Source organism: Nocardia flavorosea (assembly GCF_015477805.1).
GTDB classification, from domain to species: Bacteria; Actinomycetota; Actinomycetes; order Mycobacteriales; family Mycobacteriaceae; genus Nocardia; species Nocardia flavorosea_A.
The window spans coordinates 1,073,511-1,093,101 of record NZ_JADLQL010000002.1 but is presented as its reverse complement, the minus strand read 5'-3'; the positions used below and the strand labels follow the sequence as shown (position 1 = coordinate 1,093,101).

At 66.2% G+C, this 19,591-nt stretch carries 20 protein-coding genes; 6 read left to right on the top strand and 14 right to left on the bottom strand.

Annotated elements, in window-relative coordinates; all coding sequences use genetic code 11:
- Window positions 1-318 precede the first annotated feature (318 nt).
- The gene (locus IU448_RS13900) at window positions 319-663 is read right to left on the bottom strand and encodes a winged helix-turn-helix transcriptional regulator (protein WP_195055922.1); all 345 of its coding nucleotides are present in this window, start codon (window positions 661-663) and stop codon (window positions 319-321) included.
- Window positions 664-801: 138 nt separating this feature from the next.
- Between IU448_RS13900 and IU448_RS13895 the strand changes: the two genes are divergently transcribed.
- Complete coding sequence (locus IU448_RS13895) at window positions 802-1,680, top strand: NAD(P)-dependent oxidoreductase (protein ID WP_195055921.1); 879 nt, start codon at window positions 802-804, stop codon at window positions 1,678-1,680.
- Window positions 1,681-1,752: 72 nt separating this feature from the next.
- Here IU448_RS13895 and IU448_RS13890 read toward each other — a convergent pair whose 3' ends face one another.
- Both IU448_RS13890 and IU448_RS13885 read right to left on the bottom strand, forming a co-directional pair.
- Complete coding sequence (locus tag IU448_RS13890; RefSeq protein ID WP_280459077.1) at window positions 1,753-2,274, bottom strand: helix-turn-helix domain-containing protein; 522 nt, start codon at window positions 2,272-2,274, stop codon at window positions 1,753-1,755.
- Window positions 2,275-2,419: 145 nt separating this feature from the next.
- Window positions 2,420-3,061 carry a class I SAM-dependent methyltransferase gene (locus IU448_RS13885; protein WP_195055920.1) on the bottom strand — a complete coding sequence of 214 codons (642 nt, stop codon included), beginning with the start codon at window positions 3,059-3,061 and terminating at the stop codon, window positions 2,420-2,422.
- 107 nt (window positions 3,062-3,168) lie between these two features.
- Between IU448_RS13885 and IU448_RS13880 the strand changes: the two genes are divergently transcribed.
- Window positions 3,169-3,456 (top strand): cold-shock protein, encoded by a 288-nt coding sequence (locus tag IU448_RS13880; RefSeq protein ID WP_195055919.1) that lies wholly within the window; start codon window positions 3,169-3,171, stop codon window positions 3,454-3,456.
- A 15-nt stretch (window positions 3,457-3,471) separates the two neighbouring features.
- On the opposite strand, the gene IU448_RS13875 is transcribed toward IU448_RS13880, so the two are convergent.
- Window positions 3,472-3,984: a thioesterase family protein gene (locus tag IU448_RS13875; RefSeq protein WP_280459075.1), complete on the bottom strand. Its 513-nt coding sequence runs from the start codon at window positions 3,982-3,984 to the stop codon at window positions 3,472-3,474.
- Window positions 3,985-4,081: 97 nt separating this feature from the next.
- Entirely contained in the window at window positions 4,082-4,993 is a 912-nt protein-coding gene (locus tag IU448_RS13870; protein WP_195055918.1) for an oxygenase MpaB family protein, read from the bottom strand.
- Between the two features lie 891 nt (window positions 4,994-5,884).
- Here IU448_RS13870 and IU448_RS13865 point away from each other — a divergent pair.
- Both IU448_RS13865 and IU448_RS13860 read left to right on the top strand, forming a co-directional pair.
- Window positions 5,885-6,955, top strand: coding sequence for an ATP-binding cassette domain-containing protein (locus IU448_RS13865; protein WP_195055917.1), 1,071 nt, complete (start codon window positions 5,885-5,887; stop codon window positions 6,953-6,955).
- Window positions 6,956-6,996: 41 nt separating this feature from the next.
- A complete protein-coding gene (locus tag IU448_RS13860; protein ID WP_228813128.1) occupies window positions 6,997-7,809 on the top strand; it encodes an ABC transporter permease in 813 nt (270 codons plus the stop codon).
- A gap of 10 nt (window positions 7,810-7,819) precedes the next feature.
- Here IU448_RS13860 and IU448_RS13855 read toward each other — a convergent pair whose 3' ends face one another.
- Window positions 7,820-8,032, bottom strand: a complete 213-nt coding sequence (locus tag IU448_RS13855) for a hypothetical protein (RefSeq protein WP_195055915.1) — start codon at window positions 8,030-8,032, stop codon at window positions 7,820-7,822.
- A gap of 193 nt (window positions 8,033-8,225) precedes the next feature.
- Here IU448_RS13855 and IU448_RS13850 point away from each other — a divergent pair, with 193 nt between their 5' ends.
- Entirely contained in the window at window positions 8,226-9,104 is an 879-nt protein-coding gene (locus IU448_RS13850) for a rhomboid family intramembrane serine protease (RefSeq protein WP_324188592.1), read from the top strand.
- 208 nt (window positions 9,105-9,312) lie between these two features.
- On the opposite strand, the gene IU448_RS13845 is transcribed toward IU448_RS13850, so the two are convergent.
- Window positions 9,313-9,774, bottom strand: coding sequence for a PH domain-containing protein (locus tag IU448_RS13845; RefSeq protein ID WP_195055914.1), 462 nt, complete (start codon window positions 9,772-9,774; stop codon window positions 9,313-9,315).
- Between the two features lie 82 nt (window positions 9,775-9,856).
- On the bottom strand, window positions 9,857-10,123 hold the full coding sequence (crgA, locus tag IU448_RS13840; RefSeq protein ID WP_033244414.1) for a cell division protein CrgA: 267 nt from the start codon (window positions 10,121-10,123) through the stop codon (window positions 9,857-9,859).
- 103 nt (window positions 10,124-10,226) lie between these two features.
- Between crgA and IU448_RS13835 the strand changes: the two genes are divergently transcribed.
- Window positions 10,227-10,871: an aminodeoxychorismate/anthranilate synthase component II gene (locus IU448_RS13835; protein ID WP_195055913.1), complete on the top strand. Its 645-nt coding sequence runs from the start codon at window positions 10,227-10,229 to the stop codon at window positions 10,869-10,871.
- Window positions 10,872-11,059: 188 nt separating this feature from the next.
- On the opposite strand, the gene pknB is transcribed toward IU448_RS13835, so the two are convergent.
- Genes pknB through IU448_RS13805 form a run of 6 tightly spaced genes read right to left on the bottom strand, consistent with a single transcriptional unit; the run spans window position 11,060 to window position 19,402 of the window.
- Window positions 11,060-12,961, bottom strand: a complete 1,902-nt coding sequence (pknB, locus tag IU448_RS13830) for a Stk1 family PASTA domain-containing Ser/Thr kinase (protein ID WP_195055912.1) — start codon at window positions 12,959-12,961, stop codon at window positions 11,060-11,062.
- On the bottom strand, window positions 12,958-14,469 hold the full coding sequence (locus IU448_RS13825; protein ID WP_195055911.1) for a protein kinase domain-containing protein: 1,512 nt from the start codon (window positions 14,467-14,469) through the stop codon (window positions 12,958-12,960). Before IU448_RS13825 ends, pknB begins: the two co-directional genes overlap by 4 nt.
- A gap of 37 nt (window positions 14,470-14,506) precedes the next feature.
- Entirely contained in the window at window positions 14,507-15,973 is a 1,467-nt protein-coding gene (locus tag IU448_RS13820; RefSeq protein ID WP_195055910.1) for a peptidoglycan D,D-transpeptidase FtsI family protein, read from the bottom strand.
- Window positions 15,970-17,448, bottom strand: a complete 1,479-nt coding sequence (locus IU448_RS13815) for an FtsW/RodA/SpoVE family cell cycle protein (RefSeq protein ID WP_195055909.1) — start codon at window positions 17,446-17,448, stop codon at window positions 15,970-15,972. The genes IU448_RS13820 and IU448_RS13815 overlap by 4 nt, the downstream gene beginning before the upstream one ends.
- The gene (locus tag IU448_RS13810; protein ID WP_195055908.1) at window positions 17,448-18,938 is read right to left on the bottom strand and encodes a PP2C family protein-serine/threonine phosphatase; all 1,491 of its coding nucleotides are present in this window, start codon (window positions 18,936-18,938) and stop codon (window positions 17,448-17,450) included. Before IU448_RS13810 ends, IU448_RS13815 begins: the two co-directional genes overlap by 1 nt.
- On the bottom strand, window positions 18,935-19,402 hold the full coding sequence (locus IU448_RS13805; RefSeq protein WP_195055907.1) for an FHA domain-containing protein FhaB/FipA: 468 nt from the start codon (window positions 19,400-19,402) through the stop codon (window positions 18,935-18,937). Before IU448_RS13805 ends, IU448_RS13810 begins: the two co-directional genes overlap by 4 nt.
- Window positions 19,403-19,591: the final 189 nt, after the last annotated feature.

The following is a 19,591-nucleotide window of genomic DNA, read 5'->3' as shown; positions in this document are numbered from 1 at the left end:
ACTCCCCCGGCGTCGTCGGCACGATAGTGTGCGCAGCCCCGCTACGGCGCCACCTGTGGCGGCATGCAGGTGCCCACTTCGCAAACGTTTCCACGACGGGGTCGCCGCGGTCCGCCGGCCGCGCCGTTCGACCACGCCGGGCTCGGGCGCGCCGACTTCGTTCTCGCCGCACATCTCGCCACCGCCCTGCCACAGCCGATCACCATCGGCGATCGGCTGTGCCGTAACGCCGACCGCGCACCGCGATCGAGGAATAGATCCGGCGCTGCCCTCGGGGCTGCCGACCGGGCCGCATTCCTCGATCCTTTGCGGTGTGCGTCAGCAGGCGACATCCAGTAGCCGACCGCGGTGCCGGTCGCCCCATTCCTCCAGGGGACGTAGCGCGCGGGCAAGGTCTTCGCCGAGTGCGGTGAGCGAGTATTCGACCCGGGGCGGGACCTCCGGATACACCTTCCGGTGAACGACTCCCGCCGCCTCCAGTTGACGCAGGTTCTCGGTCAGCACCTTTTCGCTGACTCCTGCCAATGTTCGGTGAATCTGCCCGAAACGCTGCGGGCCCGCGCCCAGCACCCACATGAGATGCAGTTTCCACTTGCCGCCGACCACGTCGATCGCCAGGGACATACCGCATACATCGTGTTCTGTATCACTCACACCGGTCACCGCGACCTCCCGACCTCGTTACGGACCTCGAGGTGAGCAACCCCACCCGAACGTACGTTCTTGTCCACATTACCTGCGGGAACGCAGTATCGGTTCCGGCGCCGAAAACAGTTCGACCACTGATGGAAAAGGAATCCGATGTCTCAGCAGAACACTCGGTCGGTCAGCGTGATCGGCCTGGGCCCGATGGGGCAGGCCATGGTGCGGGCTTTCCTGGCGGCGGGTATCGAGGTCACCGTCTGGAATCGCAGCCCCGACAAGGCCGAGGCCATGGTGGAAGCCGGTGCGCGCCGTGCCGCGACGGTGGCCGACGCGCTGGCCGCGGGGGAGGTGACCGTTCTGAGCCTGACGCACTACGCCGCGATGTACGACGTGCTCGGCCCGGCGAGCGGGGCGTTGCCGGGGAAGGTGATCGTGAATCTGTCGTCGGATTCACCGGAGAACGCCCGCAAGGGCGGGCAGTGGGTCCGATCGCACGGTGCCCAGTTCCTCTCCGGCGGCTTCATGTCGGCAGGCGACAATATCGCCCACCCCGCCTCGTACCTCTTCTACAGCGGGCCGCGGGAGGTGTTCGATGCGTACGCCGAACTGCTGCGGCCGTTGAGCCCGCAGGAGTATCTGGGTGCCGACGACGGTTTGGCGCAGGTGTTCTATCAGGCGCTGTTGATCGTTTTCCATCCGTGGATGCTCGCCTTCGATCAAGCTCTCGCCCTGATCCGCGGCTCCGGCAACGATATCGACCGTTTCCTGCCGTATGCGCTGCGTTCGGCCGAGGCATACCCGTTCTTCATGACCGAGTACGCGGCGGCCGCCCAGAAAGGCGGATGGGGTGATCTCGCGTCGTTCGCGATGATGGACGCCGGCGCGCAGCACATCATCGATGCGAGCGAGGAAGCGGGGGTGGACGCCACCCTGTCCCGAGCTGCACAGCAATTCTGGCGGCGGGCGCGGGCGGCGAGCGCCGAAGCCGGGCGTCCTGTTTCGGTTTTCGAGTTGATGGCCGGTCACACCTCCTGATCCGGCCTCGGTACCGGGTGGTGCGCGGCCCGCCCGGCGCGTGATCGCCGCGCGGCCGGCGTCGGGTTCGAATCAGCGGCTGTCGTCGCCGTCCGGGCGGCGTGCTTTCTGCGCGATCTGCGCGGCGTATTCCTGATGGCCGACTCCGGGAAGCTGTTCGAGGGTGAGACCTTCGATATCCCATCGGGGCCGGGCGTCGGCGATGAAGCGGATGGCATCGCGCACGAACCGGCGCCCGGCCGGTTTGCCGATATGCGCGGAGGGGGTGTGCAGGCGGAACCAGCCGAGCAGATCCCCGGCGGTGCCGTCGATTCCGGTGGCGGTAACGCTGTCGTCCGAATCGGCGGTGTCCGGGAGCAGGAGGCTGGTGGGGGAGACGCCGAGGGCAACCGCGAGTGCCATCAGGTCGTCCACGTCGACCCGGCGCTCACCGCGCTCGATCCGCGACAGTCCCAATACCGGGATGGGGCGGCCGACGGCCTCGAGCCGGCGGGCGAGATCGGCATATCCGAGGTTCATCAGAGTGCGGTAGCGGAGGACATTTTCGCGGACAGTATCACCGGTCGGGCCGAGTGGGTTCTTCTTGGTCGCCACCTGACCAGCGTTATCTATCGAAATGATCGGGTCAAGAATCATTTCGATAGGTGGAACCATCCGGGCGCGCGGGCGTCATCCATCATTTCGATCGCGTCGTAATGATGGGGTTATCTATCATTACGATAGGGGATGGAAAGCCGGTTCAATTCGGGCGCAGCAACAGCAAAGCAGCCTGTGGGGTCGGTTCCCATCCGGCGGGCTCGCGGACGAAACGCATATCGACCGTGAAACCGGCGGCTTCCGCCGATGCGGCCGCTTCCTCAGGGAGGATCCGGTGGAAGTCCAGCGAGACCGCAAACCCGAACCCCTCCTCGTGATGCTTGACCTCGGTGCCTACTTGGAACCCGAGCAGCAGCCGTCCGCCCGGCCGCAATACGCGGTGGAATTCGGCCAGCACGCCGGGGCGCGCGGCGGGCGGAATATGGATCAGGGAGTACCAAGCGACCACAGCTGCCAGCGAACCATCGGAGATATCGAGCGCGGTCATGGAACCAACATCGAATCGGATATCGGGATGGTGGCGCCGAGCAAGCTCGACCATGGCCGGGGACAGGTCGATCCCACGGACTGCCAGACCGTGTTCGGCCAGGAAACCGGTTACCCGGCCCGGGCCGCAACCGATATCGGCGACCGGTTCGCCCGCCCCGACGATTTCGGCGAAGGCGCCGAGTATTGCTCGCTGCCAAGGGCTGGAGTCGAGTTCGCCGGCGAAATGTTCGGCGTAGGCCGCCGCGATGGTGTCGTAGCCGGTGCGGGTTTCGGTGAGGAAGGATGGTTCTGGCACAGCAGCACCGTAACGGCATGCCGCCGGAATCGTTCGTGACGCCGACGCGGACCGGGCGTACGTTTGATGGTGTCGACCGAGACAGCACGAGTGGAGAAGACCTGGTAATGACCCCTTCGGAGTCTGTCGCACCCGGCATCGGCCGATCGGATTGGAGACGGGGCAGAGTTTTCTGGTTCGACTCCGAGAAAGGGTTCGGCTACATCAAGCCCGACGACGGGACCGAACAGGTCTTCGTGGAGTACCGGTGCATCGAAACCGACGGCTACCGCACTTTGCACGCCGGGCAGCCGGTGATGTTCGTCAGTACGGCCCGCCCCCGCGGTCACGAAGCGTTGACGGTTCGCCCGGCAGGCGGTCAGCCCGATTCCGGCGTGGGAGCCGAACCGGCCTGACCTGCCGGGCCGGGCTCAGCGGCGTATCCCCATGGCGCCGCAGACCGGTGCGGGCCAGTCCGCCGCGTCGGGTGCGAGTTCACGATCGATGGCGGCGGCGATATCGGCTGCGAACGAGGTGGCCGACCGAGTGCGCAGATCCACATGGATGGCGGTGATCTCGAGCGTGCAGCTGAGGCGTCGGGCGGTGTCGTTCACCAGCATGGCGACGATATGCACCACCTTGTCGGAACGGTCCACACCCCGTACGTAGACCGAAACCTCTTCGCCGACCCGGGTTTCGGAGTAATAGCGGATGTGGTGTTCGGCGGTGAAGAAGCCGGTACCACGGTTCGCGCGGTATTCGTCGGTGATCCCGATACGTTCGAAGACCTGTCCGCCGGCTTCGACGCAGAGGTCGAAGTAGTGCCGGATGTTCATATGATCGTTCTCGTCCCGGAAGCTCTCCGGCACGGTGACCGGGCCCAGTTCGCGCGGCAGCCGGACCACCTGTTCGTAGTCGGGAAGTGCGGTCGTACTGCTGGTCACGGTCGGTGCTCCTGTCGAACTCGGCTCGGCCCGCAGTGTATCTATGCAGCAGACGGCCCCCGGACCGGATTCGGTCCAGGGGCCGTTCCCCGGCCGATCAGAGCGGCCGGATATCGATGACCTTGCGCAGCCGGGCCTTGTCGCGTTCGAGTTTGCGGGCTTCGTAGGCGATCGGGAAATAGCGCAGCCGTTCCGGCAGCAGCGGGATCAGGCGGGCGATGAACCAGCCCAGAATCCGCAGCTTGCGCTCGTCGGATTCGGTCCAGGTGAGACCGAGTTTGCGCCGTGCCACTTCGGGGGTGGTGCCGACGGTGACGAAGTACTGCATCCGGCCGAACGGGCCGGTCAGCCCGCGCCACAGCGGATGCAGGGCACGGGGTAGCGCAGCGGGCGGGGCGATGGTCCGGATGACCGTCAGGTAGTCCTTGGCGGTCTGGGTGGCCTCGAGATGGTTGTCCACCTGGTCCGCGAAGAACTTCTCGAAGTCCGCGTAGGACGCCGGCAGCTCCTTGGGCGGTACGTAGAAGTTCCGCATGAGCTGCAGTGTCTCGCGGTAGTAATCTTCCTTCTCCGCCCTGGTCAGCGGCTTTTTCGCGAAGTATTTCGCGTTCTCGGCGAAGGCGAAGGTGCCGGTGTGCAGCACCCAGGCCCAGGGGCCGCTGGACAGCGCGGTGTGCCGCTTGCCGTTGGCATCGGTGGTGTTGAGGGTGGCGTGCATTTTGCGCAACCGGTCGGTTTCGCCGAGCGATTCCTCGCCGCCGTAAGTCCACATCATCACCGCGGACAGGCTGCGCAGGGCACGGCCGATGGGATCGGTACGGAAGGTGGAGTGGGCATCGACCACCGCGGAGATCGAGGGTTCCATGGTCTGCAACAGGAAGGCCGAACCCGCGGTCAGCGAAAAGGTGATCAGTCCGACTTCTTCCCAGGTTCGGGTGCCGGGACCGAACGGCCGGCGCTCGGCCGGAGCATCGGTGTCGATGGCTGCGACGTCTACGGACGCGGTCATGCGGATCTCCCTTGATCTACTGCATCGATCTGATGAGACGATGATACTCCAAATCTCTCACCATTGCGGCGTGTGGTCGCCGACGGGTGCGGTACGGGAGTGGGGGGGGGGGCTTCTCGGAAATCTCGGGTACCGCGCGATATGGCGGCTGACCCGGACATGAGAGCGGGCCTCGGCGAAGGGGGGGAGTTAGCCGAGGCCCGCGTAAGGTCGGCCCGGGGGGGAGGGGCCGACGCGTTCGATCCTACGCGATGATCCGCGATTGCGCGTACAAGGGGCCCAGTAGTTTCCGACTTTTTTTGGTGCGATTCACAACCTTCCCACCGGTGAGGGCGCGATGGTCCTGCTGCCGCAGGCGCCGCCCGTCGCAAGTGGTCGGAAATGCTGCTACAGCAGGGTTGGCGGGGATGCGACAGTGCCGAACCGGTCGGCCGACCGGGGTGGTCGCCGCCGCGGGCGCCGAATCTGTCGGAGGTCGATGTCACTATGCGACGGTGCTTCCCGGTCGTGAGTTCCGACACCCCGGCTACGTCGGCACCGCCGCGCGGATCCGAGTACCGCCGCCCGCCGAAACGGGTAGTCCGTTACGCGCGACCGCGCCGGCCGGTGCGACGAGTATCGAAACCGGTCGCACCTCGTACCGGCTACCCCGAGCACAGCCGGGCCGGGGTGCGGCCTTCTTCGTATGTGGGTACCGACGGTTCGGCTATGGACACCGCGGGACTCCGCACGCGACCGGGCAAACGGATAAATCGGATGAAAACCCCGTCGCCCCCGACAATACTGACCCGGTATACGGCCGTTCGCCGCACGCGTCCGGGTCGATGGCCCGTTGCGCCATCGGCGATACACCCGACCCCGCACTGCACAATCACTCGAATCAGGAGAATCATGCCCGACGCAATCGTCGCCGAGGGTCTCGTCAAACATTACGGTCCGCGGGTCCGTGCTCTCGACGGCCTCGATCTGACAGTGCCCGAAGGTACGGTCACCGCTCTCCTGGGGCCCAACGGTGCCGGGAAGACCACGACCGTCCGAGTACTCACCACTTTGCTCGTCCCCGATGCCGGGCGGGCCACGGTGGCCGGGATCGATGTGCTGGCCCAGCCGCGAGCACTGCGTTCCCGAATCGGCGCCTCGGGTCAGTACGCGGCCGTCGACGAATATCTGACCGGTTTCGAGAACCTCGAAATGGTCGGGCGGCTTTACCACATGGGTACGCGGCGCAGTAAGGAACGCGCGCGTGAGCTGCTGGAACGGTTCCGGCTCAGCGATGCCGCCGATCGGCCGGTGCGCGGCTACTCCGGTGGTATGCGCCGCCGACTGGACTTGGCCGGCGCGCTGGTCGCCAACCCGCCGGTGCTGTTCCTCGACGAACCGACCACCGGCCTGGATCCCCGGGCACGGCTGGATCTGTGGGATGTCATCGAGGAATTGGTCGCCGCGGGTACCACCCTGCTGCTGACGACCCAATACATGGAAGAAGCCGACCGCCTGGCCGATGCCATCGCGGTGATCGACCGCGGTCAGGTGATCGCCCGCGGTACGGCGGACGAATTGAAGAGCATGGTCGGCGGCGACCGGATCGAACTGACGGTGGACCATATCGACAATCTCGCGGTTGCCCGGCAGGCGCTGAGCCCGCTGGCCGATGGGGATATCCACCTCGAGCCCGGCCTGCGCCGTGTGGTGGTTCCGGTGAGCGACGGGTCGCAGGCGTTGGTGGCCGCCATCGGCAGGCTCTCCGAACAGGGCGTGAAGATCCAGGACGTCGGATTGCGTCGTCCTTCGCTCGACGACGTCTTTCTCTCGCTCACCGGGCACGAGGCCGGCGAGCCGAGCGAGGGTGATGCGGAATCCGGCCCCGGGGCCGGCCCGGGAGACGTCGGTTTCTCGAGTTCGGAGCCAGGCGCCGCGCGAGAAATCGGCGAACTCGAAGTCACGGAAGGAAAGAGCAGATGACCGCGGTGGCAACGGCCGGCGCTCCGGCGGAATCACTCGGTATGGCCGAGCGATTGTCCATGGTGGTCAGTGACAGCCTGACCGTCACCAAACGCAATGTGATCAAGATAAAGCGCGTACCGGACGTATTGATCTTCAGCACGCTCTCGCCGATCATGTTCGTCCTGTTGTTCGCCTATATCTTCGGGACCGCAATCAAAGTCCCGGGCCTCGAGGGCGGTTACCGGGAATTCCTGATCGCGGGCATCTTCGTGCAAACCGTCGTGTTCGGGTCCACGTTCACCGGTCTCAGCCTTGCCGAGGATATGCAGAAGGGCATCATCGACCGCTTCCGCTCCCTGCCGATGGCGCCGTCCTCGGTACTGATCGGGCGCACCGTCAGCGATGTGGTGATCAATGTGGTGAGCCTGGTGGTCATGTCGCTGACCGGTCTGGTGGTCGGCTGGCGTATCCGTGGATCGCTACTGGACGCGGTGCTGGCGTATCTGCTCCTGCTGCTGTTCGCCTACGCGATCTCGTGGATCATGGCGGTGGTGGGGCTGCTGGTGCACACCCCCGAGGTGTTCAACAACGCGAGCTTCATGGTCATTTTCCCGCTCACCTTCCTGGCCAACACCTTCGTACCGCTGCAGGATCTGCCGACCCCGTTGCGGATCTTCGCCGAGTGGAATCCGGTATCGGCGCTGGCACAGGCGACCCGCGAGCTGTTCGGCAACTCCTCGCCCGTGGTCGACGAGTCGAACGCCTGGTCGCTACAGCATCCGGTGGCGACGACCCTGATCTGGGTCGTGATCATCCTGGCGGTTTTCGTCCCGCTGGCGCTGCGGCAGTACCGCAAGACCGTCAGCCGCTGACGCGGTGCGCTCAGCTCTCGGGTACCGCGGCGGCGCCGTTCGAGGTGGCCGCCGCGGAACCGGTGCGAGTCTGGCCGATACGCGGGGGAGCGGGGGCCGGCTCGGGCGGCTGTGGACGTTTACTGCGCACCAGCCAGGCGGTACCGCCTGCCGCGGCCACCGCGGCGGCGGCGAGCAGCCGATAGCGCGAACGGCCGGACGGACGCAGTGGGTTCGAGCTCATGGTTCAACTCTGGCACAGCCGCGCCTCCGATGCAGATCGGCAGGTCAGTGGACTGCCTCGCGCTACCGGAGTCTCGGCGGCCGACGCCGGGCCGAAGGCACACATGGCACGATGGGTTGGTGAGCGCGACACGCCGTAGCGGGCCGGTAGTACCCGGCCGGACCATTCAGCCGACCAGGACCCGGGATTGCCGGTGAACCCGCAGCAGCCTTCACCGCCGGCGCAGGTGTGCGTACGGCATACCGACCGCCCCACCGGCCTGTCCTGCACCCGCTGCGGCCGGCCGGCGTGCCCGGAGTGCCTGCGTCCGGCATCGGTCGGTCAGCACTGCGTCGATTGCGTCCGGGCCGACCAGAGCAGTGCACGCAAGGTGCGCACCGCGTCGGGGTCGGTGGCCACCCGCACGGCCACACCGTTCGTCACGTATGCCTTGATCGCTCTCAACCTGGTGGTGTACGCGATCACCGCGGCGCAATCGCGCAGTCTGATGGCCAACGAGCAGGGATCGTCCCTGTTCATCGACTGGGTCATGTATCCCCCGGCGGTCGCCGCCGGGGAGTGGTTCCGGGTGCTGGGGTCGGGCTTCCTGCACTACGGCTTGATCCACCTGCTGCTGAACATGTTCGCGCTCTATATCGTCGGACGGGATATCGAACTGGTTCTCGGCCGGGCGCGCTACCTCGCTGTTTACCTGATATCGCTGCTCGGTGGATCGGCCGCGGTGATGTTGCTGGCACAGGACACCCTGACGGCCGGTGCTTCCGGGGCGGTCTACGGCCTGTTCGGTGCCATCACGGTGATACTCGTCCGGCTGCGGCAGAACCCGAACAGCATGCTGATCCTGATCGGGATCAATGTGTTCATCAGCTTCTCGCTGCCGGGTATCTCGCTGTGGGGGCATCTCGGTGGACTGGCAGCGGGCACCCTCGCCACGCTCGGCGTGATGTTCCTGCCCGGATGGCTACGCGCTCGCACCCCCGAACAGGCCCGGACCATCGGGGTGATCGCATTGGCGATGTCGGCGCTGATCGTCCTGGCGGTGATCGGAGTCGCGGTTGCTTCGCTGCGCTGAAGTCTCGGCGGGCAGCCCGGGCCGTGGACCGGAGATCGGTAACGAATCGGAGACGCTCATCCGTGGTGCGTGGGTTCGCAGTGTCGGTCGCGAAGCGGCTGCGCGAATCGATATCGTCGGTTACCGGCTGCGCTGTGGGCGGTGACGGGCTCCGCATGTTTTACGTGAAACATCGATCGGAACGTAGGCAGGGCAGTGCGGGTGGAGTTCAGCGCGCCGATTCGCCGCGCAGGCGCAGTTCCGAACGCAGTGTTTCGTAGACATCTTCCGGGTCCGTTCCCAAGTCCCACCGGCCGAAGATCAGTAGCCGTTCGGTGCCCAGGTGATCGACATCGATCTCCAGCATCGGCGATTTGCGGCCGAGTCGGCGGTATCCCACGATCCGCGCCCGGATGATCCGGTCGCGGGTGTACTCGGTGGGGCCCGTGAGACCGCGCAGGACCAGCCGCGGTTCCGCACCCGGGATCACCGACAACCGTGGCCGTTGCCGAATACCCAACCCGGCCAGGGACAGGAGTACCAGGGCCGCGACCCCGAGCAGGAACTTGCCGGGCACTTCGGCGGTCAGCAGCGCGGCCACCGCAAGAATCACTCCGCCGATCGCGACCGCGATCAGCGCGGGAAGCGGGGTCGACCAGGTGAGGCGTGGCTGTGCGCTCTCGGGCTGCACGCGGTGTTCCCCAATCCGTCTCGAGAGTTATCCACAGGTTTATCCACAGGTGTGCATTAATTACACCCGTGTAATCCGCTGGTCAGCGCCACCGCATGGTCATGATGAGCCCGATCACCATCAGCCCGAAACCGATGAGGAAGTTCCAGGCATTGAGATCGCTCATCCAGCTGATCTGATCGGCCGCCAGGTAGTAGACCAGCAGCCAGATCAGCCCGGCCAGCATGAAGCCGAGCATGATGGTGACGTACCAGACGGGCGACGGGCCCACTGCCTTCACCTTCACCGGCGTACGGCTGGCGGGGTTGATCGTGTAGTCGGTCTTCTTGCGGACCTTCGACTTGGGCATGATGTCCTCGTGTTCAGCGTGCAGGTCGTGTTCTCAGGCTATCCCACCAGGTGATCAGGGGGGATGTCCCCGTATCCGGTGATCGGCCACGTAGTCTTTGTGCATGCGAGTTCTGGTCGTCGACAACTACGACAGCTTCGTGTTCAACCTGGTCCAGTATCTGGGTCAGCTCGGCGTAGAGGCGGTCGTCTGGCGCAATGACGATCCGGAACTCGCCGATACCGACGCGGTCGCCCGGGATTTCGACGGGATCCTCATCAGTCCTGGCCCCGGCACGCCCGAACGCGCAGGAAAGAGCATGGATATCGTGCGTTCCTGTGCCGAGCAGGCCACCCCGCTCCTCGGTGTCTGCCTCGGCCACCAGGCGATCGGCGCGGCCTTCGGCGCGACGGTGACCCGGGCTCCCGAGCTGCTGCACGGTAAAACGAGTTCGGTGTTCCATATCGGCACCGGCGTCCTGGCCGGCCTGCCCGACCCGTTCACTGCCACTCGATACCATTCGCTGACCGTCGTCGAGAACACGTTGCCGGCCGGTTTCGATGTGATCGGGCGTACCGAGAGCGGCATCGTCATGGCGCTGCGGCATCACGAACTACCGATTCACGGGGTGCAGTTCCACCCGGAGTCGGTGCTGACCCAGGGCGGTCACCGGATGCTCGCGAACTGGCTGGAAATCTGCGGTGAGCGGCCTGCCGAGGGACTGGTGGAGATGCTCGAGGCGGAGGTCGCGGGGCTTTCGGTGCACTGACGCCGGGGATCTGCCGGCGAGCACCGCACTGTTCATATCTCGGAGGAGGCGCCGGCCAGTGGAGCCCGTAGAACGTTCGCTACCCAGCTGCGGGTAGCCGGGATTTTTGCCTTTCGCCACGTAGGCCCCGCACCACAGTGGTGCGGGGCCTACGGGAGTTGTTCGGGTCCGAATCCGGCCGGCGGATATCAGGGTGGGCCGAGCGGAAGCACACCCGTGTTGACCGTGACCGTGGTCGACGAGGGCACGGTGGTACCGGCAGACGGCTGCTGGCTGAGCACCTTGCCCGCTTGATCGGAGTTCAGCGTGATCTGGGTGATCTGGCGGACGTGGTTCACACTGCCCTGCCAGCCGCTTTGCCGTAGCGTGTCCACGACCTCGTCCGGGGTGAGACCGACGAGATTCGGCATGGAGATGCGATCGCTCTGTGCGACCTGCACGGTGATGGTCGACCCCTTGTCGGCATTCGAACCGCCGGCCGGGCTGGTGGAGAGCACCTCGCCGCGGGGCCGCGCGGACTGCACCTCGCGGATCTCGATCTTGAACCCGGCGCCCTCCAGATTCGGCTGCGCCCGGTCGATCAACTGACCGACGACATCCGGTACGAACACCTGCTCCGGGCCGGACCCGAGGGTCAGTGTGACCTGGCTGCCCGCGTCCAGTTCGAATCCGGGAGACGGATCCTGGGCGATCACCTTGTCCTTGTCCTCGGGACTGGACGGTCCGCGCTTCACGTCCGGATGGACCTGGAGCCCGGCATTGGTGAGTTCCTGAGCGGCTTCCTGCTGACTCAGCCCGACAACCCGGGGAATCGGCACCTGCTGCGGCCCGGTGGAGACCTGCATGGTGATCGTGCTGCCCTCGTCGGCCCGCGATCCGCCGAGCGGTTGCGTCGCGATGACGTTACCCGCGACGACCCGGCCGTCGGGCTTCTCCTGGATAGCGACATCGAAACCGAGCGCGTCCAGTTTCTGCTCGGCGGCACTGGCCGAGAGGTTCGACAGATCCGGCACCGCGACCTGATCGGGGCGGCTACCCGGACCGATCAGCATCCAGAACAGGCCGAAGGCCACGGCTACCGCGGCCACCACACCGGCGGCGATATAGGCCCGCTGGCGATTACCCCCGGAATCGCCGTAATCGTCGATATGGTCGTCATCCAGGCGGTGATATCCGCGCGCGGGTGGCTCTGCCGGGCCCAGCATGGTGGTGCGGTCCTCGTCGGTCATCACCATCGGCGCGCCGGGTTTCTGCCCGCCCAGCACCCGGATCAGATCGGCGCGCATCTCCGCCGCGCTCTGATAACGGTTCGCCGGGTTCTTGGCCATGGCCTCGAGCACGACCGAATCCAGCTCCCGCGGGACACCGTCGTGTACGAGCGAAGGCAGCCGCGGATCCTCGCGCACATGCTGGTAGGCGACCGCGACCGGGGAATCACCGGTGAACGGCGGCTCTCCGGTGAGGATTTCGAACAGCACACAGCCGACCGAATAGACATCCGATCGCGCGTCCACGGTTTCGCCGCGGGCCTGCTCCGGCGACAGGTACTGGGCGGTGCCGATCACCGCGGCGGTCGCGGTCATCGGGTTGGCGGCGTCAGCGATGGCCCGCGCGATACCGAAATCCATGACCTTCACCGCGCCCGCGCGGTTGATCATGATGTTGGCGGGTTTCATATCGCGGTGCACGATCCCGGCCTGATGGCTGAAATCGAGTGCGGCGCACACGTCGGCGATCACTTCCATCGCCCGCCGCGGCGGCAGCGGGCCCTCGTTGCGCACGATATCGCGCAACGTATCGCCTTCCACGTACTCCATCACGATGAACGGCAGCGGACCACCGTCCACCTCCGCCTCACCGGTGTCGTACACCGCCACGATCGCGGGATGGTTGAGCGCCGCCGCGTTCTGCGCTTCGCGTTTGAAACGCAGGTAGAACGTGGGGTCGCGAGCCAGATCGGCCCGCAGCACCTTGACCGCGACATCGCGGTTGAGCCGGAGATCGCGGGCCCGGTGGACTTCGGACATACCGCCGAATCCGATGATCTCGCCCAACTCGTAGCGAGAGGAGAGATTCTTCGGGGTCGTCATGGCTGTCCTTGATGGTGGCTCGGCACGTCGGGATAGCTGTCGTCGTCACGGGAGCGATCGCCGATCTCCGGCAGATCGATCTCCGGCACCGGCGGGTAACGCCGGGTAGTGGTGGTGGTTTCCTGGCTGCCCGTCGATTCCGTGGTGGTCGGCGGGGCGGTGGTGGTGGTCTCGGTGGTGGTGGTCGGCGGTTGGGTCGTCGTAGTGGTCGGGGCGGGCGGCTCGGTGCTGGTCGTCGCCGCCGGTGGCTGGGTGGTGGTGTACTCCGGCGTGGGGGTCCACACCGGAGGTTCGGTCACCTCGTAGGTAGTGGTGATCGGGGGCGGTGCCGGCCGAGTGGTCGGAGCCGTGGACGAGGTCTCGATGGGCGTACCTTCTGGATTGGTATCGCCGCCGAAGAGCAGCCACAGCACTGCCCCGCCGAGCACCAGCGCACCGATACCCAGCGCGATCATCCACTTCTGGTTCTTCCCGAGCGCGCCACCACCGGTGTCGTCGCGGTAATCGCCGGGGTCCGCTTCGTGTGCGCCGTGATGGTCCATGGCCGTCGCCGGCCCGGCCATGGCGGTGGCCGGGGTGGTGTAGCGAACGGTCGCCGGATCGTCGTACGCCGGCTGCGGCGCCGGGATAACGCTGGTGGGACCGGCCGCGGCCAGATTACGGGGCGGAGGCGGGCGCCGGCCGGACCGTACCGCCGCAACCGCCTCGGCGAATTCGCCGCCGTCCGTATAACGCTGGTGCGGATCCTTGGCCAGGGTCACCTCGACGAGTTCGCGCACATTCGGCGGGAGATCCGCCGGCATCGGCGGCGGTACCTCGCGCACATGTTTCATCGCGACGGTGAGTGCACCGTCGCCGGTGAAAGGACGCTGACCGGCGAGCGCCTCATAGCCGACCACACCCAGCGAATACACGTCGCTGGCCGCCGTGGCGTCCTCGCCGACTGCCTGTTCCGGTGCGATGTACTGGGCGGTGCCCATCACCATCCCGGTTTTGGTGACCGGCGAGGCGTCGACCGCCTTGGCGATACCGAAATCGGTGATCTTCACCTGTCCGGTGGGGGTGACCAGAATATTGCCCGGTTTCACATCGCGGTGCACCACACCGGCCCGATGCGCGACCTGCAGCGCCCGGCCGGTCTGTTCGAGCAGATCCAGACCTTGGACGACCGACAACCGGCCGAGCCGGTTCAGCACCGTGTTCAGCGGTTCGCCCTGCACCAGCTCCATCACCAGGTAGGCGGTTTCCCCGCCCTGCGGGTCGTAGGTCTCGCCGTAGTCGTAGATCCCCGCGATACCGGGATGGTTGAGCTGGGCGGTGGTCTTGGCCTCGGTGCGGAACCGGTGCCGGAACGTGGGATCGGCCGAGAACTCCGATTTGAGCACCTTCACCGCCACCCGGCGATCGAGCCGGGTGTCCAGGGCCTCCCAGACCTGGCCCATCCCACCGGTGGCGATCAGGCGCTGCAGCCGGTAGCGGTCCGCGATCATCGCGCCGTTTGTCAGCATCGGGTTCCCCGCAGATTCACTCGCACATCCATCTCGTTCAGCGACCTCGCAGACCTGCGTCCAGTACCGCCCGGGCAACCGGCGCGGCGACCGACCCACCGGTTGCCGCCAGCGCGCGGTCGCCGCCGTTCTCCACGATGACCGCGATGGCGATCTTCGGGTTCTCGGCCGGCGCGAACGCTATATACCAGGCGTGCGGTGGTGTGTTGCGCGGATCGGCGCCGTGTTCGGCGGTGCCGGTCTTGGACGCGATCCGATAGGCCGACCCGCCGCTACCCGCGGTGTTCTCCTCCGAGGCGACCATCAGATCGGTCAGAGTAGACGCTACATCGGCGCTCACGGCCTGCCCCACGGACACCGGTTCGGTGGTGGACAGCTCACTCAGATCCGGATTCTGCAACTGGTCGACCAGATACGGTTCCATCCGCACGCCGCCGTTGGCCACGGTAGCCGCGATCACGGCATTGTCGAGGGGGGTGAGCGCCACATCACGCTGGCCGATACTGCTCTGCCCGAGCGCCGCGTCGTCGGGGATATTGCCGATGGTGCTCTCGGCGACCGGCATCGGGATACCCCGATGCGGGCCGATACCGAACGCGGCCGCCTCGTCTTCCAGCGCTGCCGCGCCGACATCGATACCGAGTTCGACGAACGCGGTGTTGCAGGACCGGCGGAACGCCTCGTGCAGGGTTGCGGTGGCGCCGGACCCGCAGTTGGTGCCGTTGTAGTTCTCCAGGGTGGTGCTGGTGCCGGGCAGGGTGATGTTCGGCGCCGCGGTGAACTGCGACTGCGGGTCGGCCACCCCGTTCGACAGCGCGGCCGCGGTGACCACGACCTTGAAGGTGGAGCCCGGCGGGTAGGTCTGTGAGATCGCCCGGTTGAGCATCGGCTGGTCCTCGTCGGTGCTCAGATCTTCCCAGGCCTGGGTGCCCTGGGCGCCGTCGTGCCCGGACAGCAGGTTCGGGTCGTAGCTGGGCGTGGAAACCATGGTCAGGATCTTGCCCGTACTGGGTTCGATGGCCACGACGGAGCCGGTGTACCCCTTGCTGGTGAGCTCGTTGTAGGCCACCTGCTGCATCATCGGGTCGATGGTGGTGACGACATTGCCGCCGCGGGGGTCGCGCCCGGATATCAGGTCGATCAGCCGGCTACCGAACAGTTGCGCATCCGAACCGTTGAGCACCGGGTCCTCGGCGCGTTCGAGCCCGGTGCTGCCGTACTGCATCGAATAGAAGCCGGTGACCGGTGCGAATGCCGCCGGGTCGGTGGGGTAGACGCGCAGGTACTTGTACCGGTCGTCGGTTTCGACGGAACTGGCCAGCACGGCGCCGCCCGCGGATATCTGGCCGCGTTGACGGGAGTATTCGTCGAGCAGCACCCGGGAGTTGCGCGGATCGGCGCGGTAGTCGTCGGCCTTGATCACCTGGATATAGGTGGCATTGAGCAGCAAAGCCACGATCATCGCCATGACGGCCATGGCCACGCGGCGTAGTGGTGTGTTCATCGCTGCTGACCCCCTTGCCGTCGTGACACCATCACGGTCTGCGCTTCGGCGAGCGGCGCCGGCGCCGGTTCCCGGCGCCGGGCCGGGGCAGGCGCGCGGGCCGCGTCGGAGATCTTGATGAGCAGGGCCAGCAGAATATAGTTCGCCAACAGGGAAGAGCCGCCGTAGGAGACGAACGGCGTGGTGAGACCGGTCAGCGGGATCAGTTTCGTCACCCCGCCGACGACCACGAAGATCTGGATGGCGAGGGTGAACGCCAGCCCGGCGGCGAGCAGTTTGCCGAAACTGTCGCGGATCGCCAGCGCGGTACGCATTCCCCGCAGGATGAGCATCAGGAAAAGCAGGAGTACGGCGGTCAGGCCGATGAGCCCGAGTTCCTCACCGATGGTGGTGACGACGAAGTCGGTTTTCGCGAACGGCACCTGCGAAGGCCGGCCGCTGCCGAGTCCGGTACCCGCCAGACCGCCCGTGGCCAGTCCGAACAGTGACTGCACGATCTGGTAGCCGGTGTTGTTGTAGTCGTCGAAGGGATGCAGCCAGGTGTCCACGCGGACCCGCACATGCCCGAACATCTGGTAGGCGAAGAAGAATCCGACCATCAGCAGGCCGCCGCCGATCAGCAGCCAGCCCACTCGTTCGGTGGCGATGTAGAGCATCACCAGCACGGTGCCGAAGATCAGCAGCGAAGTACCGAGATCCTTCTCGAAGACCAGTACTCCGATACAGACGATCCAGACGGCGAGGATCGGGCCCAGATCGCGGGCGCGTGGAAACTCCATCCCGAGGAAATGCCGGCCGGCCGCGGTGAAGAGCTCCCGTTTCGAGACGAGGACCGAGGCGAAGAAGATGATCAGCAGGATCTTGGCGAACTCACCGGGCTGCAGGCTCACACCGGGCAGCCGGATCCAGATCTTGGCACCGTTGACCTCGGAGAACGAACTGGGCAGCAGCGCCGGAATCGCCAGTGCGACCAGTCCCACCAGACCGAGCGTGTAGGAGTACTTGGCCAGCGTCCGGTAATCGCGCAACACCACCAGGATCCCTACGAACAGGATGATTCCGAGCGCGGTCCACAAGATCTGCGAATTCGCATCGGGCGAGGGGATATCCCAGGAGTTGTAGGCGGCAGTCTGCTGGTCGGCCAGGTCGAGCCGGTGGATGAGCACCAGGCCGAGTCCGTTGAGCAACGCCACGATCGGCAGCAGCAGCGGGTCGGTGTAGGGCGCGAAACGTCGTACCACCAGGTGCGCAACGCCGAAAAGCCCCAGATAGGCCAGTCCGTATTTCGCGATATCCCAGGTCAGGGATTGCTCCTGGCTGGCTTCCACCAGGAACAACGCCGCCGTGGTGATGAACGCCGCGAAACCGAGCAGCAAGAGCTCGGTATTGCGCCGCGATGTCGGTGGCGGCGTTGCCGCGAAACCGCCCGGTGGACTCGGAAAAGCCCCGGCGGACGGTGCTGCCGGCGCGGACATCAGTCCGTCACCCGGCAGTTCTCCCCCGGCGTCTGGGGCACAGCGGTGGTGGTCGGCGCCGGCGCGGTGGTGGTGGGCGGCGCCGGCGGTGCCGGATTCTCACCGTTGGGGGCGGGTGCTTGGGTGGCGGGCGCCGGCGGCGCTGCTTCGGTGGGCACGGGCGGGGCCGGTGGGGGCGGCGGTGCCGGAGTGGTGGTCACAACGCCCGGCTGGGCGGCGGATCCGTTCTTCTTGCACACCGGCAGCAGTTCGCGGTCGGCCAGGACACGCATCTGCTCCCGTGCCTTCTCCAGGGTTCCCGGCGGCAGGCCGCGCTCGACCTGGTCGCGTCCGGTCTGTTCGAGATCGCTGACCTTCAACGGAAGGCAGCCCTCGGGGAGGGGAGCGCCCTTGTCGGCAAGGGTGAGCTCGCCCTTGGCGGTGACGCAGCCGACCAGGTTCACCTCGTGGATGGAGTAGCCCAGGATCGACCCCGGCAGGCCCTGCATGACCACGACACTGTCGTTGTCCGCGCCCACGTAGTAGTTCGACCGGATCATCTTGTAGCCGACCACCAGCCCGATGACCACCGCGAATATCAATGCCACCGCCAGCAGCAACCAGCGCAGTCGGTGTGATTTCTTCGGCGGCGGTTCGGGTTCGTTCGCGGTACGCCGTGGCGCGGCGGCCGGCGGGCGCATGGCGGCGGCCCGGCCGGCGGCGGTATTCGGCGGCGGGTTGTCCTCGGCCTCACCGGAGGCGGCGCCGGCGACGATCGGATGGCTCTGACCGTAGTCGAGATCGATCACATCGGCGACGACGACGGTGACGTTGTCCGGGCCACCGCTGCGCAGCGCCAGTTCGATGAGCCGATCGGCGCATTCGTCGGTGCTGCCCTCGCGCATGGTGTTGGCGATGGTCTCGTCGCTGACCACGTCGGACAGGCCGTCGGAGCACAGCAGATAGCGGTCCCCGGCGCGAGATTCGCGCATGACCAGCGTGGGCTCGATCTCGTTGCCGGTGAGTGCCCGCATGATCAGCGATCGCTGCGGATGGGTATGCGCCTGTTCCGCAGTGATACGGCCTTCGTCGACCAGTGATTGGACGAAGGTGTCGTCCCGGGTGATCTGGGCCAGTTCGCCGTCGCGCAGCATATAGGCCCGCGAATCGCCGATATGGACCATGCCGAGCTTCTTGCCCGCGAACAGGATCGCGGTGAGCGTGGTGCCCATCCCGTCCAGTTCGGGTTCTTCTTCGACCTGTTCGGCGATCGCGGAATTACCGGCATGGGTGGCCCGGTTCAATTTGCCCAGCAGATCTTCGCCGGGTTCGTCGTCGTCCAGATGCGCCAGTGCGGCGATCATCAGCTGCGACGCGACTTCACCCGCGGCGTGCCCGCCCATACCGTCGGCAAGCGCCAGCAGCCGGGCACCGGCGTAAACGGAATCTTCGTTGTTTGCGCGGACCAGGCCGCGGTCGCTGCGCGCTGCGTAGCGGAGAACAAGTGTCACGATCGGAGCTCGATCACTGTCTTGCCGACCCGGACAGGTGTGCCGAGCGGAACGCGGACTGCGGTGGTGACTTTGGCACGATCGAGGTAGGTACCGTTGGTCGAGCCGAGGTCTTCGACGTACCAGTCGTCACCGCGTAGGGACAGGCGGGCATGTCGGGTCGATGCGTAATCGTCGGTGAGGACCAGCGTCGAATCGTCCGCACGGCCGATCAAAACCGGTTGGGTACCCAGTGTGATACGAGTACCGGCAAGAGAACCTTGAGTCACCACAAGATGTTTGGCGCCCTTCTGGCCTCGGCGCATCGACGGCAGTACCGCGGAACCGCGCGGTCCCCGATTCTGGAGCCGGATGCCGGAGGCCGCGTAGATATCGCTGCGGAGGGTACGCAGGATTGCCCACACGAACAGCCACAACAGCAGGAGGAACCCGGCCCGGGTCAACTGCAGAACCAATCCCTGCACGGCGCTCCACCTCCTGTTCGACCGTGTGCCGGTGCCGTCGGAGTGATAACCCACCCCATGGCAGTGCTCGTCCCGGCGGCCCGCCTTGCGGCGCCGCGCGTGTGTCGGCACATCATAGGACCGTCGGACGAGACCGATCACGATTGGACCGCCCTATTATGCGAGAGCCGTCCCGTGATCCGCACGGCG

Excerpts from the sequence above, each read along its gene's own strand:
- IU448_RS13880 (WP_195055919.1), top strand. The coding sequence starts at position 3,169 with ATGACCCCTTCGGAGTCTGTCGCACCCGGCATCGGCCGATCGGATTGG.
- crgA (WP_033244414.1), bottom strand. The coding sequence starts at position 10,123 with ATGCCCAAGTCGAAGGTCCGCAAGAAGACCGACTACACGATCAACCCC.
- IU448_RS13815 (WP_195055909.1), bottom strand. The coding sequence starts at position 17,448 with ATGTCCGCGCCGGCAGCACCGTCCGCCGGGGCTTTTCCGAGTCCACCG.
- IU448_RS13860 (WP_228813128.1), top strand. The coding sequence starts at position 6,997 with ATGGCCGAGCGATTGTCCATGGTGGTCAGTGACAGCCTGACCGTCACC.
- IU448_RS13820 (WP_195055910.1), bottom strand. The coding sequence starts at position 15,973 with ATGAACACACCACTACGCCGCGTGGCCATGGCCGTCATGGCGATGATC.
- IU448_RS13835 (WP_195055913.1), top strand. The coding sequence starts at position 10,227 with ATGCGAGTTCTGGTCGTCGACAACTACGACAGCTTCGTGTTCAACCTG.
- pknB (WP_195055912.1), bottom strand. The coding sequence starts at position 12,961 with ATGACGACCCCGAAGAATCTCTCCTCTCGCTACGAGTTGGGCGAGATC.
- IU448_RS13855 (WP_195055915.1), bottom strand. The coding sequence starts at position 8,032 with ATGAGCTCGAACCCACTGCGTCCGTCCGGCCGTTCGCGCTATCGGCTG.
- IU448_RS13825 (WP_195055911.1), bottom strand. The coding sequence starts at position 14,469 with ATGCTGACAAACGGCGCGATGATCGCGGACCGCTACCGGCTGCAGCGC.
- IU448_RS13870 (WP_195055918.1), bottom strand. The coding sequence starts at position 4,993 with ATGACCGCGTCCGTAGACGTCGCAGCCATCGACACCGATGCTCCGGCC.
- IU448_RS13895 (WP_195055921.1), top strand. The coding sequence starts at position 802 with ATGTCTCAGCAGAACACTCGGTCGGTCAGCGTGATCGGCCTGGGCCCG.
- IU448_RS13865 (WP_195055917.1), top strand. The coding sequence starts at position 5,885 with ATGCCCGACGCAATCGTCGCCGAGGGTCTCGTCAAACATTACGGTCCG.